This is a genomic window from Pseudomonas sp. BJa3, from assembly GCF_026343815.1.
Classification (GTDB): domain Bacteria; phylum Pseudomonadota; class Gammaproteobacteria; order Pseudomonadales; family Pseudomonadaceae; genus Aquipseudomonas; species Aquipseudomonas soli.
Genome location: NZ_JAOXMC010000017.1, coordinates 23,015 through 37,912 on the forward strand (window position 1 = coordinate 23,015; position 14,898 = coordinate 37,912).

Genomic DNA, 14,898 nt, shown 5'->3' on the forward strand with positions numbered 1-14,898 from the left:
GGGCGGCTGCGGCCGCCCCCCGTCAACAGTCCTTGAATTGCGCCTCGCGCTTGGCGATGAAGGCGGCCATGCCTTCCTTCTGGTCCTCGGTAGCGAAGGCGGCATGGAACACCCGGCGCTCGAAGCGGACCCCCTCGCTCAGGGTGACTTCAAACGCCCGGTTGACGCTTTCCTTGACCATCATGCTCACTGGGATGGACTTGGCAGCAATGGTCGCTGCCACTTTCAGTGCCTCCTCCAACAGCTCGGCCTGCGGCACGATGCGCGCTACCAGGCCCGCGCGTTCGGCTTCCTCTGCCCCCATCAAGCGGCCGGTCAGGCACAGTTCCATAGCCTTGGCCTTGCCCACCGCGCGAGTCAGGCGCTGGGTGCCGCCCATGCCCGGCAGCACGCCAAGATTGATTTCCGGCTGGCCGAACTTGGCATTGTCGGCGGCGAGGATGAAATCGCACATCATCGCCAGTTCGCAGCCCCCACCCAAGGCAAAGCCGGACACCGCGGCGATAATCGGCTTACGCCGGTTAGCGATGCGGTCGGCGTCACTGAACAGGTCGTCGACGTATATCTGCGGGTATTGCAGCTCGGCCATTTCCTTGATGTCGGCGCCGGCAGCGAAAGCCTTGGCAGAGCCGGTCAACACCACGCAGCCGATGTCTGGATCACGCTCGAGCTGGTCCAGGGCCTGGTTGATTTCACCAACGATCTGCGCATTCAGCGCATTGAGCGCCTGCGGACGGTTTAGGGTGATCAGGCCGACCTTGCCGTGGATGTCCAACAGGATGGTTTCGAATGCCATGCAGACTGCTCCTTCAAAGATTGCGCGCAATGACCATGCGCTGAATGTCGCTGGTACCTTCGTAAATCTGGCAAACCCGCACGTCGCGGTAGATGCGCTCGAGCGGGAAGTCGCTCAGATAGCCATAACCACCCAAGGTCTGCAAGGCGTCCGAACAGACCTTTTCGGCCATTTCCGAGGCGAAAAGCTTGGCCATCGAGGCTTCCACCAACGCCGGGCGCCCGGCGTCGCGCAGGGCGGCGGCGTGCAGCACCATCTGCCGGGCCACGGCGATCCTGGTGGCCATGTCGGCCAAGCGGAAGGCCACGGCCTGGTGCTCGATCAGCGGCTTGCCGAAGCTTTGCCGTTCGTTGGCGTAGTCGCGCGCCACCTCGAAGGCGGCGCGGGCCATGCCCACCGACTGCGAGGCGATGCCGATGCGCCCGCCTTCGAGGTTGGCCAGGGCTATCTTGTAACCCTGCCCTTCTTCTCCGAGGCGATTGGCCACCGGCACATGCACATTGTCGAAAACGATCTGGCAGGTGTCGGAGGCATGTTGACCAAGCTTGTCCTCGACGCGTGTCACCTGGTATCCCGGTGAGTCGGTGGGCACGATGAAGGCCGTGATGCCACGCTTGCCAGCGTCCGGATCGGTGACAGCGAAGACGATTACCACTCCGGCGTTTTGCCCGGAGGTGATGAACTGCTTGCTGCCGTTGAGCACGTAGTGGCCACCCTCCAGACGGGCGCGAGTCTTCAGGCTGCTGGCATCGGAACCCGCCTGGGGCTCGGTCAGGGCGAATGCGCCGAGCATCGCGCCACTGGCCAGCGGCGCGAGGAACTGCTGCTTCTGCGCCTCGCTGCCGAACTTGAGGACCGGCACGCATCCCACCGAGTTGTGCACGCTCATGATGGTCGAGCAGGCACCGTCACCGGCGGCGATTTCTTCAAGGGCCATGGCATAAGCCACGTAACCTGTGTCACTGCCTCCGTACTGCTCCGGCACCAGCATGCCGAACAGTCCCAACCCGGCCATTTCCTCGATGGCTTCTTTCGGGAAGCGATGCTCCTTGTCCCATTGCTCGGCGAACGGCTTCAACCGTTCCTGGGCGAACGCACGCACGGCGTCGGCGATCTGTTGTTGCTCGTCAGTTACCAACATGGTTCACCTCAGTACAGGCATTCGACGGCCATGGCCGTCGCTTCGCCACCGCCGATGCAAATGGCCGCCACGCCACGGCGCAGGTTGTTCTGGCGCAGCGCCGACAGCAAGGTCACCAGGATCCGCGCACCCGAAGCGCCGATTGGGTGGCCCAGGGCGCAAGCGCCACCATGGATGTTGACCTTGTCGTGGGGCAGGTCGAGATGCTTCATCGCCGCCAGGGTGACCACCGCGAACGCTTCGTTGATCTCGAACAGGTCCACCTCGGCCAGGTTCCAGCCAGTGCGTTCGAGCAGCTTGTCAATGGCGCCGATCGGCGCGGTGGGGAACAGCGCCGGGGTATCGGCGAAGGCAGCGTGGCCATGGATCAGCGCCAGCGGCTTGAGGCCGCGCTTTTCGGCCTCGGAGCGCCGCATCAAGACCAGCGCCGCGGCCCCATCGGAGATGGAGCTGGAGTTGGCGGCAGTGACAGTGCCGCCCTCACGGAAGGCAGGCTTCAACTGCGGGATCTTGTCCAGGCGAGCCTTGGGCGGCTGCTCGTCGTCCTTGATGACCCGCTTGTCCTTGCCCTCGGTGACCTCCACCGCAACGATCTCGGGCGCAAACCGACCGCTCTTGATTGCATCCTGGGCACGGGTCAGCGAAGCGATGGCGAAAGCATCCTGGGCTTCGCGGCTGAAAGCGCCCTTCTGCGCGCAGTCTTCGGCAAAGGTGCCCATCAGACGGCCTTTGTCGTACGCGTCCTCCAGCCCGTCCATGAACATATGGTCGATGATCTTGCCGTGGCCCATGCGGTAGCCGCCACGGGCCTTGTCCAGCAGGTAGGGGGCGTTGGTCATGCTCTCCATGCCGCCGGCGACGATCACGTCGGCGCTGCCGGCGAGCAACTGGTCATGGGCCAGGATAGCGGCCTGCATGCCCGAGCCGCACATCTTGTTCAGCGTGGTGCATGTGGTGTGCTTGTCCAGACCGGCACCGAGCGCTGCCTGGCGCGCAGGAGCCTGGCCCTGGCCAGCCGGCAGCACGCAGCCGAACAGTACCTCCTGGACGCTGGCAGCATCGATACCGGCGCGCTCGACGGCGGCTCGGATCGCCGCACTGCCCAGTTGCGCCGCGGTCAGGCTCTTGAGGTCGCCCTGCAGGCCGCCCATCGGCGTGCGCACGGCGCTGACGATAACAATCGGATCGTTGGCGAGGGTCATGTTCAATCTCCTTACTTGGCAGCCATGCGCAGCGCTCCGTCGAGGCGGATCACCTCACCGTTGAGCATGCTGTTTTCGATGATATGGCGGACCAGTGCAGCGTATTCCTGAGGGCGGCCCAGGCGAGGCGGGAACGGCACGCCAGCGGCCAGCGAAGCACGTACTTCCTCGGTCATGCCGGCCATCATCGGCGTTTCAAAAATGCCCGGGGCGATCGTCATCACGCGGATACCGAAACGTGCCAGCTCACGGGCAGCGGGTAAGGTCAAGCTGGCGATGGCGCCCTTGGAAGCGGCATAGGCCGCCTGGCCGATCTGCCCATCGTAGGCGGCGATGGAGGCGGTGTTGATGATCACGCCACGCTCCCCTTCCTCGTCCGCAGCCCCTTCGGCCATGGCCGCAGCAGCCAGCCGCAGCAGGTTGAAACTGCCGATCAGGTTGACGTTGATGACCTTGGCGAAGCTCCCCAGGGCGTGCGGGCCATTCTTGCCCAGGACCTTTTCGGCACCGACGATGCCTGCGCAGTTGACCACCCCGTGCAGGCTGCCAAAGGCACCAACGGCGGCGTCGATTGCGGCTTGTACGGCCTGTTCGTCGCTGATGTCGGCCACCGCGAAGCGGGCATGGTCACCCAGCTCGCGCGCCTTCGTTTCGACGGCCTGGGCATTGAGGTCGACCAGCATGACCTTGGCACCAGCCTCGACCAGCATGGACGCAGTAGCGGCACCCAGCCCAGAGGCGGCGCCGCTGACGATGAAGTGCTTGTTCAGTAGTTGCATGATCGGCTTTCCTTTCAGGCGCTGACAGGGGTGATCTGTTGCGCTTGTTGTTTGGCGACTTCCTGGTTACGTAGGATGAAGCGTTGCAGCTTGCCGCTTGGGGTCTTGGGCAGCTCGCTGACGAATTCGATTTCACGGGGGTAGGCATGTGCGTACAAGCGCTGGCGCACATGCTGACGCAGGTCCTCTTCCAGCTCGGCGCTGCCTTGATAGCCGGCGGCCAAGACCACGAAGGCTTTGATCAGCTCAGTGCGCTGCGGATCCGGTTTACCGATCACCGCCGCCTCGATCACTGCGGGGTGCTCGATCAACGCGCTCTCTACATCGAACGGGCCTACTCGGTAGCCGGAGGTGGTGATCACATCGTCACTGCGCCCGACGAAGCTGACGCTGCCTTCCGGGTTCAACTCGACGGTGTCGCCGCTGAGGTAGTACTTGCCGACAAAGGCCTTGGTCGGTAGACCGTGGTAGCCAGCGAACCAGCACAACGGCGATTGCTCGCGATCGACAGCGAGGATGCCCGGCTGTCCGGCTGGCAGTTCCTGCCCCTGCTCGTCCAGTACCACGATGCGATGGCCGGGGATGGCGAAACCGGCCGCCCCCATGTGCACCGCATGTCGCAAACCATGGTGGTTGCACAACACCATGCCCAGCTCGGTCTGGCCGTAATGGTCGTGGATGGTGACCCCCAGTTCTTCGGCGAACCAGCGGATCACCTCTGGGTTGAGCGGCTCACCGGCACTGCTGACCACCCGCAGGCGCCCGTTGACAGGTGCCGAGAACTGCTCGCCGGCGGCAATCAGCAGGCGAAATGCGGTGGGAGAGCCGGCCAGGTTAGTGATACCCAGCTTGTCGATCACCCGGGCGCAGCTGTCGACGCTGAAGGGGCCATCGTAGAACGTGGTGGCATGGCCCAGCGACAAGGGACCGGTCACGGCGTAGTACAAGCCATAGGCCCATCCTGGGTCGGCCAGATTCCAGAAGTTGTCTTCTGGGCGCAGGTCGATGGCATCGCGCATGTAGCCCTGGAAGGCGACGATGGCGCGCAACGGCACTTCCAGCGGTTTGGCAGGGCCGGTGGTGCCGGAGGTGAACATCAGCAGGAACGGGTCGCTGCCCGAGCGCATGACCGGCTCGCAAACCTGCGATGCGCTGTCCATGCATTGCTGAAAGTCCAGTTCGCCACTGCGGGCGTTTACCGTGATGATGGTCGGGCAGCCGTGCACATCGTCCAGTTTGCAACGGTTAAGGCTGTCGGTCACAACGACGCGGGCGCGGGATTGCGCCAGACGGTGCTCGATGGCCTTGGGACCGAAAGCAGTGAACAACGGTTGATACACTGCCCCGAGGCGCCATGTGGCAAGCACCGTGACCAACAGCTCGGCCGTGCGCGGCATGAGCCCTGCTACCCGGTCCCCGGCACCCACTCCTTGAGCCTTGAGTACATTGGCGAAGCGGACCGCAAGGGATTGCAACTGATCGAAGCTGTAACGGCTGCTGTTGCCATCGCGGTCCTCGTGCAGCAGCGCCAGCCTGCCGCTGCCGACATGTCGGTCACAGCATTCGACACAGGCATTGAGTGCTTCGAGGTTGCCATGCAGCGCTGTCGCAACAGCTTCGCCATACTCGAACACACGAACAGCCTCGGCGTAATCACGCATCGTCGGACTCCTGGTTTGTTTTTTTTGGAGTTAACCATCGGTCCGACGATGTTCGCGCCGCTCGTCATCAGCGGCAATGGCCAAAGCTGTCAATCTGGATGACCGGTTTGGCCGCTGACGGGCTCACCCCAGGCCCCGCTCCCATCCTCGTATGAACTGCAAGCTCAGCTCGACCCTCAAGGCTTGGGTCTCCTCTGCCCGCTGCTCATCCAGCACCCCCTGCTCATCCTGGAACTGCGCGGTATCGAGCGTCCCACGGCGTGCCTGCAAAACCTGCTGGCGCTCGTTAACCCGTTGCTCCAAAGCCTCGAAGGCTGGGCGATAACGCCGTGAGAGAAAGCCTTGCCAGAATGGTCGCTGGCTCAGGTAGCTTGCCAATGCCCCCGGCGTTTCCAGGGCGCGCACCGTTCGCCGCGCCGCGAGCAGTTGATCTGCGCTCACACGATTGAGATCGGTGATACGCAGGGCGTGCGGCTGGCCCGGCAAGCGCAGCCATTGACGCAGGCCAACCCGATACCCCAGGCGAATGCCAGGGGCATCATGGACCTCGCGCTGAAGGCTGCGCCGCGCTGTATCCTGCCGGGCAATGCGCTGCACCTGTTCCAGGCGGAACAAGCTACGCCCCAGCGCATACAGCTCGGCGCCGGAGGTGGCGACCTGCGCCTGAGCAACCTGGTTGCGCAGGCGGCTCACCCACATCTGGCTGAAGCAGTCCATCACTGCGTTGTCGTTTACCGGCCGCTGCGCTGCGAGACGATACACCGTCGCCTGCAAGTCAGCGTCGGTGTCGATGGCCATCAGCAAGAGCCAGGCGTTTTCCAGGAGCTCTGCGCGAGGCCAGGCATAATCGGCAAGGGGTATCAGCCGTTGCAACAGGCCGATCAGCTCACCCCCTTCGGCTGTTGCCTGCAGGCGCTGCCAGCGCCGGTCTCGTGCCGGCTGGGCCGCCGCATCGCCGTCGACCCACCAGGCCCGGACGAGCACCGGATCGTCCACTGGGGAGCTCAATAGCTCATTTTCCTCGACGATGGCATCCAACGCCTGCAATCGCAAAAGGTCCAGGGAGCTCAAACGGTTGCCGTCTACCAACAAGGAGCGGCGAAACTCGTACGGCATCGCCAATACCTCGCCCGGCACGCCAACCAGTTGGTTGCTCCTCAAGTCCACCTGCTCAAGGAAGCCACAAAGCCCGATATCTCTCGGCCACTGCTCGAGGCGACAGTTTTGCAGGCGCAGTTGTACGAGATGCGGTAGCCGGCTAAAACTCATGGTCGTTTCCCCGAGGGGATTGTGGCTGAGATCGAGGTGGGTCAGCCGGCCCAGGCTCTGCAACCGTGTGAGGGAGGCTAAATCCGGACGTATGTCATTGTGGCGCAAGTGCAATTCCCGCAGCGCGCTGAGGTAACCGATACCCTCTGGAAGGCGCAACAACCGATTGTTGTTCATGTTCAATACCCGCAGTGCAATCAGCCCCTGCATGAACTGCGCAGGCACGTGAGTGATCGCGGTTTCATTGATGGCCAGCACTGTCAGGTGAGCGAACTCCAACGTGGCTGGGAGCTCGGGAAGACTGCTGATACGCGGGCCCAGAAGGTGCAGGCGCTGGCCAATCACTGCGCCTTGAGCATCCCGCACCAGCTCACCTTGCGCTCTCCAGGCTCGGCGCAAGTCAGCGGCAACGCGCATGCGCGATCGGCGCACGGCGTCGCTCAACGCCGCCGAAACCCAGCGATTGAGCGCCTGGTCCAAAGCCTCATGGTCATCCTGGAGGTCGGCCAGTATTTGGTACGCAGTGCCCCTGCCCCGGAGCAGGCGTTCTATTTCGGCATCCAGCTGAGCATCCTGCAAGCCGGGGAAATACCGTTGCAGGCCGCGCCGTAGCACCTCCCGCGCACTCCCTCGCCCCGGTTCGCGGCCGCTGAGCAGATACCCCACACGGCCATCCTCCAGCCGCCTGCCGGGGTTGAACCAGCGTGGTTGTGCTGGCCAGCCCAGCAAACGCGAAATACCGTCACCCGTTGCAGGCACTTGACCGACGATCTGAGCACGCAGTTGCACTGCCCGGTCGCCACTGTCCACACCCAACTCGGCTAATTGCCGGGCGGTGAGCGTCTCGCATATGACAGAAAAGATATCTGCTGACCTGTCATGCGCCAGCGCCAATGGTCGACCATCGCTGCCGTAAACCAGGAAACGTCCCTGGCTGCGCACCATCACCTTGCAGGCCACCGCATCATCAGCGGCGACGATGCTGCCAATCAGACGCCCGTTCACCGTCCCCTCACGCAACTCCAGGCTCACCGAGATGGGATCACCCTGAGCCAGTAACGCCATCACCAACGCACCGGTTTCATCACTGTAGGCGCAGGTCAGGTACAGGCCTTCCAGGGCACGGCTCAGGCGCACCACACGCAGCAACGCAGCGGCTCGGCTGGCAAGTTCCAGGTGCAGCCTGCCGGTGGCAAGCGATTGGCTGCGCTGTGTCGCATCTGCCTCTGCCGCCAACTCACGGGCATAAGCCACCGGCAGGCCAGGAAAGTCCCGCACGAGCACGCGTACCAACTCATCGTCGCTGGCAGGCCACGCTGTCAGGTGCTCCAGCAAGGGGCCACGCAGGGCATGTTCATGGGCAAGCACGTTGCTCATTCCGCTACCGACCTGCTCTTGCGCTTCGCACCAGCGGAGCAAGGGAATATCCCCTTGCGGCAGTTGGCCGCTGCGAACGTGGGCAAAGAACCGGTCAACGCGCGAATCCTGCTCGAAACGCCGCAGGGTCTCCCTGAGGTTCACCGGCACGACACGGTTTTCGACCAGGATACCGCGCAGTTCATCCTGGTCGACGCCCGCCACCTGCAGGATCTGCCGGGCCCTGGCCGAGTCAATGGCAGGATGTTGCGGCCAGAGGGTATCAAGCATGCGGGCGCTGTCCTGCCAGTCCAGTGGTTGCTCGCACATCAGTTGCCAGCAGCGCTCACCGTTATGCAGCACTATCGGGCCATAGGCATCAGCACGCAGAGGGTGACGCAGACGATAAAAGCCATTTGGCTCCTGCCGGTGCACCTCGAAGTAACGCGTCCCTGAGCGCATCCAGCGTTGCGTGCCTTGACGATATAGGCCATCCGCGCCCAGGCTCGCGCCTTCTGGGCGGGACTGGTAGGGATCGAGGTCCCCAGACCATAGGCGCTGTCCCCTCGCGCCGAGGCTCACCGGTTGCAGGGTATCGAGCAGGCCACCTTGCAACAGTGCAACCCCTGCCACCACGGCGCTGCCCACCGCCACCGTTTCAAGCACATTGAACAGGTGCTCCAAGGCTTCATGCTGGTGCCCTTCGCTCAAGTCGGCAACGCCTTCGTAGATGTCGGACAGCGTCTGGACCAACAATTGCCCCAGCAAGATCGCGCCGACCACCGGGATGAATAACCCGGCCAGATTGACCAGGCTCATGCCGGCCGACGTCCACTGTTCAAAGCGCTCGCGTGCGGCCTGGGCATCGGCTTGCGCCGTTGGCACGAGCAACAGGCGTGCATCATCTTTCACCCGTAGCACCTGCTCTGCGGCCATCCTGGCAAACACGCTCCCTTGAACAGTCCTCGCCTGCACCCGCAGGTCGGGAACCTGATCCTGCAGCCGCAGTTCAAGCGTACGCAGGAAACCTGCCCTGTGCCGCAAGCTGATCAACTGGCTGAAATGCTGCCGGTAAGCCGGCGCTTGCAGCAACATGGCAAGGGCCTGCTCCAGCACGGCCGCGTCGCGAAAATAGCGCAGGGCCTTCACCGGATCTGTCGGCAGATAAAGCACGATCCCCTGAGGCTGACCGTGCTGATCTTTCAATTCGATCAGCATGCCGTCAGCAACAGGCTGCTCCAGCACCTGCAACAAACCTGGGTAAGCCCTCAGCCCGATGTGCAGCAGACCTATTTCCTCATCGAGTACCCCACGCAAGGCGCTTTCGCCGAAAGCGTCTATTTCGCCTTGCAACACAGCGATCTTGGTGGCAAGCCGCAAACCTGAACGTTTGTGATCGGCCAGCAGCTCCTCGGTCGCGGGCGAAAAAACCTGCGCCAGCAAGTCCTGATAGCGGCTACCTGCATCCAGCTCCCGACAGCCTGCGACCAGTTCGCCGGACTCGCCCGAAAGGACAGCGTCCGTGCCTGCAAGCACCAGGCCTGTACCTTTGTAATAAGTGCTGTGCGCCGGGAAGTTGCTCATCAGTTGCTGCAGCCCGTTACGCCGGCTCTCGCTATAGCCGTAACTGGGTAACGCCTGGCCTGCAAGCGTGTCGAAGCGGGGCGTCACGACCCGCCATTCAAGTTCGGCAAAGGTCGTACCTTCGGGCAATGGTTGCCTGAGCAACCCGCTGAAGTGCCGTTCGGCGAACACCTGCAGCGATTGCAATTGGGCAGTAACAGCCCGCAGCCGCGCCTGGCTTGCCCGATGTTCCTTGAAGCGCGCCCGTAGATCTCTGATCTGGGCCAGCGAAGCCCGGCTCAGCCAGTCGGGTAGCCTGGCGCGTATGAAGTCATGCGTAGCACTGGTGATTTTCTGTTCAGTCGTACGTTCCGCGGTTGTGGTCATGGAGTCTCCTTGGTTGACGGTAGCGACCCGTCAATGCTCCCCGACCGCCGACGCTAAACGCAGAAGGAACTGCACCTCTTTTTGCTTCACGGCACGCGAACGGCGCCGAGCTGCCCCATCATGCGACGGGGCGAGGAGCGCCAGTCACCCTGCGCTCCTGACGCAGGGTGTAAAACGCCCCCTCGCCACGCGTCCCAGGTTACCGCCCACGGTATCGCGGCACGCCTTCATAAGCAGCGTCGATATCCGCGCTCATGTCACTCCCATTGCTTCCTGGGTCAGCCGCAACACGAGCGCCTCGATCGCGGCCCTGCGCTCGGCCGTCAGCCTGTCGACCTCGACCAGATAAGCGCCTTCGCCACCAGCGGCGAGTCCGCTCAATGCTTCCAGACGTTCCGAGAATGGTTCCTCAACTGCGCTGAATGTCGCCGGCTGCTCGCGTTGCAGATACTCTCGCCAAAAATCGCGCTGGGTCACGAAACGCACCAATTGGTCACTGCCTTCCGCTTCACGTACCGCAGCAGCGGCCACGGCCAATTGCTGCTGGCTGACATCTGCAATGGTGCTGAACTGCATCGTCCTTGGCTGGCCTGGAAGCTCCAGTTCGACAGCCAAACCAGTCCGGTAGGCCAGGCTGACCTCGATTTCGTCGACAGTCTGCCCTTGCGCCACGCGAGCCTGCACATCCTCCCGGGCCAAACGCTCAACCTGTTCAAGACGGAACAACTGCCTGGCTACGCGCAAGCGAGTCAGCCGTGCGGCCACAGGCTCATCCTGTTGAAGCGCCTGGCGCAGGTACAATCGTACCTCCAGGGCACTGAAACAGGCCGCCACACTATCGGCACAGGTTCGCGAGTCAGCAGCCAGGTTGAACAGTTCTTCACGTAACACCGTATCGCTGTGCATCGCCTCCAGCATGGTCCAGACACGCCGCCCCAGATCAGCAGGAATGAGTTGATAATCACGGGTGCTGGTCAGCTCCTTCAGCAACCCGAAAAACTCGTCGCTGCCCCCCTCGCCCTGAAGGCCATCCCAATGTGCTTCGCTGATACCACGCCGCGGCGCCTCGACCAACGCCAATCATCGCTCACGTGCTGTGGCCACCGCCGGCAGTTGCGCGTCCACGGCGGCCCCCACTGCGCCCGCAGCCAGCATGCGCTGCCTGACAGCATTGGATAACGGATTGCCGGACAACCTGACGGCCATTCGCAAAGCCTCGGGGGCTTCGAGCAGCATCTCGGGTAGTGCGCCAATATGGTTGTCACGCAAGTCGACAAGCTCCAGCAAACGGCAACGGTGCAGCTGCGCAGGCACCGTCTGCAAATTCGCGCCTCGCATGTGCAGTTCGCGCAACCGGCCCAGCGCATCCAACTGCAGAGCAATTGCTCCCAAGGGGTTGTGGTTCAGATCGAGGATGCGCAAGCGTGTGAGATTGCCAAGGGCGGCAACCCCCGCTGCGGTCATGCGGATCTGGTTGCCAGCCAGCCGGAGGTTGGTCAGATGAGACAGATGCATCAATTCGGCAGGCACCTCGGTCAGGCGATTGTCACTCAGGTTCAACCAGCGCAGCTGAGAAAAACAGCGCAAGAAGGTGGCGGGAACATGTTCCAACGCCAGGTCACTGAGTACCAGTTCAGCCACGTGGGCGAAGTCGGTGTCGACCGGAAGCTCGGGAAGACTGCGTAAAGGTACGCCTGTCAGGCTCAGGCGCATGCCCTGAGATGCTCCGTGCTGGTCGACGATATGCTCGCCGATCAGGCGCCAGCTGCGTCGCAGCTCGTCTGCGACCAACAGGCGGGCAGACTGGCTGGCAGTGGTGCGCGTGCCTTCCACCCAACGCGTCAATGCTTCACTGAACCTGTGATACTGCTGTTCCTGCCGCAAAAGATTGCCCAACGCCGATCCCGGCTGCTCCAGCAAGATGCCCAGAAACGTTTGCACTTCCTGGTCATTGAAGCCTGGATACAGGCTTCGAATGCGTGCACGCATCAGCTGCTGGCCGGCATTGCCCCCTGCGCCCCTGCCGCTGAGCAAGTAGCCAACGCGGCCATCGGGCAGGCGCCGAATGGGGTTTTGAGGCGCGCCAACGTCACGGGCACCCAACAATTCAAGCAAGGCCTCACGCCCTTGCGGCAGCCAGCGCTGCAGCGTCAGGCGTATTTGAGTCAACGCCTCGTCGCCATGCCAACCGAGGCGTCGTCGGTCCGCGACTGGCAGGCAGGCCAGCAACGCTTCGTCTAGCTCAAGTGGCCCTGGCGCCCTCGCTTGCGACTCGGTGCCGGTCACGTCATACAGGCGGTAGCGACCGTTGTGCCGGACCATCACCACATTCACGCCAGCCTGTTCCGGTTCAGGCAAACACGCCAGCCGGCGACCGTCAGTTGAGCCCTCGCGCAGTTCCACTTTTGTTGCAGCCGGCCAACCAGCGTGCTCGCGCAAGAGGCAGAAGACCAACTCATCCAGACCTGGGTGATGGCTGCCAGCCAGGTACAGCCCTTCACGCATGCGGGTCAGCCTGGCCACCTGCAGCAGCTGGCGCGCATGCTGTGCCACCGCCAACGGCAGCCGCGCCTGAGTGCGCAGGGCGACACGTTGCCCAGCCGTAATGTGTTGTAGAACATGCAATGCATACGCATCAGGCAAACCCGGGAAATCGCGCTGGATAAGCCAGCCAAGGGAGTCTGACTTCAGATAGCGACCAGCCAGGTATTCGAGCAACCGGGGCCGCAGGCTGGCGGCACGCTCGGCAACCTGCTCCACCTGCTCATCTCGCGACAGGGTTTGCAGCCCCAGATCGTCCAGGCACCATTGCCACAACTCACTGTCAGGCCTGCCGAGATGGGCAAAGAATCGCTCTATCCGATCATCTGCGCTAAAGCGCTCCAAGGTGTCGCGTAACGCCACTGGCAACGGGCGCTTCTCCACCAGCAAGCCGCGTAAATGCTCCTGGCTCACGTCCGCCACCTTGAGCACCTGGGCGACTCGCTCGCTCCCTAACGCCGAGGAGGCTGGCCAGAGGCGTTGCAGCAGCATCTGGGCCCCCTGCCACTCAAGCGGCCGCTCGCTAAACAATTGCCAGGAAACTTCAGTGTTACGCTCCAGAGAAGGACCAAACGCGGTCTCGTCCGTGGGGTCCTGCAAGCGCCAGGGGCCATGCTCACCCAGGGCACGCACCCGCCAGTACTTACCACCGTGGAGCCACCAATGCCGCACGCCATCGGTGTGCAAACCATTGTCCAGTTCGTAAAGCGTCGCGCTCGGCCGCTCGCCCTGATAACGCGACAGGTCATTTGACCAAAGCCGTTGACGGCCCGCGACGTTGGTGATGGGCTCCAGCCCATCGACGAAGGTGCTCCGGACAAAGCCACGCGCCACCAGCGCTCCCCCCGCGGCCACCGCGGCAGTTACCGCCAGGTTCTCGGCAACCCCTAGCAGATGCTCGAGGGCTTCATGCTGATGGCCCAAGGTCCAGTGCCTGACTCCTTCGTAAACTTCCGACAGTGTGTGCGTCACCATGTCCGCCAACAGCAACGCGCCAATCGCCGGCACGAACAACCCGGCCAGGTTGAGCAGGGCCAACCCTGCCGACGCCAGAGATTGCTCACGTTCCAGCGCTTGCCTGGAGTCTGCATCAGCTGTCGGCACAGCCAGGAAGCGCGCATCTTCGCGTATCCGCTCCAACTGCTGTAAAGCCAGGCCCTCGAACTGCCCCTGCGGCAGGTTGGCGAACGTCGGCTCAAGATCAGGGTCCTCATCGGCCAGCCGCTTAGCCAGCGTGGTGAGAAATCCGGCCCGCTCGCGCAGCGAGATCCGTTGTACAAGCGCCGCACACCGAGCAGGATCCTTGAACATTTCAACCAGCTGGAAGTTGATCACACGCCAGGAAACCAGATGTCGGAGGGCAGCGTGGGCATCGTCCGACAGCACCAGCAGCACGCTGCCTGCATGCCGCTGGTCGTCGCTACCGAGCTCCACAACCAGCGCCGCATGCAAAGTGCAACCCAATACTTGCAACGGGCCACACCGCACCATCCGGCCGTTCTGAAGCGTGCCTGCCCGCCCCGCCACCACATCGCGCACAATCTGGGCTTCGGCTGGCGGCAAAAGGCCCCGGGTGGCGGCTATCTCGAGCTGCAGGGCAAGGGCTTGGCGAAGGCTGTTGGCCAGGGATTGCTGGAATGCAGGAGTGAACAACTGGGCCAGATGCTCCTGGTAACGTGCGCCCACATCAGTCCTGCGGCAGACACTGACAATCTGTGCAGCGTCACCGAGGGCAATCCGTTCCGGCACGTCGGTGCCCGGAATTGGCGGATAAACCAGTGCCGTTTCCATGTAGAAAGATTCACCGCTTGCAAAATTCTGCATCAACCTCTGCAAAGCGGGCACCTTCACGAAGTACGACTCATCCGTGGGGAGTTTTCCCGTTTCCACCTTGAACCTGCGACGCTGCTCCCGCCAGTTCGCGCTGTCGAGGTCCAAGAGCACAGATTGCTCCTGGTAGAACGCCTCCGCCAGCAAGCGCCGGGCAAACGTATCCACGGGTTCCAACCGCCTGAATACAGCCGACACTTCAGCCTGGCTTCTGAGGTGGGCCTTATAGGCATCGCGCAACGCCATCACTTGGGCGGCACTGGCCCGCCTCAACCAGTCCGGCAATACCTCACTGAGAAAGTCATCAGTCGGGTGTTCGAGCTTTGGGTGCAGTGGCGCCTGTTGCATGAGGGTCGGTCCTGTGGCTGGAAAC

General features: G+C 62.9%; 8 protein-coding genes. All 8 read right to left on the reverse strand.

Annotated features, from left to right (window positions below; genetic code table 11):
* Positions 1–22: 22 nt before the first annotated feature.
* On the reverse strand, positions 23–796 hold the full coding sequence (locus tag OH705_RS20415; RefSeq protein WP_038706471.1) for an enoyl-CoA hydratase: 774 nt from the start codon (positions 794–796) through the stop codon (positions 23–25).
* A gap of 13 nt (positions 797–809) precedes the next feature.
* On the reverse strand, positions 810–1,937 hold the full coding sequence (locus OH705_RS20420; RefSeq protein ID WP_267302849.1) for an acyl-CoA dehydrogenase: 1,128 nt from the start codon (positions 1,935–1,937) through the stop codon (positions 810–812).
* Between the two features lie 8 nt (positions 1,938–1,945).
* Complete coding sequence (locus OH705_RS20425) at positions 1,946–3,139, reverse strand: acetyl-CoA C-acyltransferase (RefSeq protein ID WP_038706473.1); 1,194 nt, start codon at positions 3,137–3,139, stop codon at positions 1,946–1,948.
* An 11-nt stretch (positions 3,140–3,150) separates the two neighbouring features.
* Positions 3,151–3,918, reverse strand: a complete 768-nt coding sequence (locus tag OH705_RS20430) for an SDR family NAD(P)-dependent oxidoreductase (RefSeq protein ID WP_023629454.1) — start codon at positions 3,916–3,918, stop codon at positions 3,151–3,153.
* Between the two features lie 14 nt (positions 3,919–3,932).
* Positions 3,933–5,579, reverse strand: a complete 1,647-nt coding sequence (locus OH705_RS20435; RefSeq protein ID WP_023629453.1) for an AMP-binding protein — start codon at positions 5,577–5,579, stop codon at positions 3,933–3,935.
* Between the two features lie 123 nt (positions 5,580–5,702).
* Positions 5,703–10,154, reverse strand: a complete 4,452-nt coding sequence (locus tag OH705_RS20440; RefSeq protein WP_267302850.1) for an NEL-type E3 ubiquitin ligase domain-containing protein — start codon at positions 10,152–10,154, stop codon at positions 5,703–5,705.
* 252 nt (positions 10,155–10,406) lie between these two features.
* Positions 10,407–11,234, reverse strand: a complete 828-nt coding sequence (locus OH705_RS20445; RefSeq protein WP_267302851.1) for an NEL-type E3 ubiquitin ligase domain-containing protein — start codon at positions 11,232–11,234, stop codon at positions 10,407–10,409.
* Entirely contained in the window at positions 11,235–14,873 is a 3,639-nt protein-coding gene (locus tag OH705_RS20450; RefSeq protein ID WP_267302852.1) for a dermonecrotic toxin domain-containing protein, read from the reverse strand.
* Positions 14,874–14,898: the final 25 nt, after the last annotated feature.

Coding starts and splice junctions, on each gene's coding strand:
- OH705_RS20415 (WP_038706471.1), bottom strand. CDS start 796: ATGGCATTCGAAACCATCCTGTTGGACATCCACGGCAAGGTCGGCCTG.
- OH705_RS20450 (WP_267302852.1), bottom strand. CDS start 14,873: ATGCAACAGGCGCCACTGCACCCAAAGCTCGAACACCCGACTGATGAC.
- OH705_RS20425 (WP_038706473.1), bottom strand. CDS start 3,139: ATGACCCTCGCCAACGATCCGATTGTTATCGTCAGCGCCGTGCGCACG.
- OH705_RS20440 (WP_267302850.1), bottom strand. CDS start 10,154: ATGACCACAACCGCGGAACGTACGACTGAACAGAAAATCACCAGTGCT.
- OH705_RS20420 (WP_267302849.1), bottom strand. CDS start 1,937: ATGTTGGTAACTGACGAGCAACAACAGATCGCCGACGCCGTGCGTGCG.
- OH705_RS20435 (WP_023629453.1), bottom strand. CDS start 5,579: ATGCGTGATTACGCCGAGGCTGTTCGTGTGTTCGAGTATGGCGAAGCT.
- OH705_RS20430 (WP_023629454.1), bottom strand. CDS start 3,918: ATGCAACTACTGAACAAGCACTTCATCGTCAGCGGCGCCGCCTCTGGG.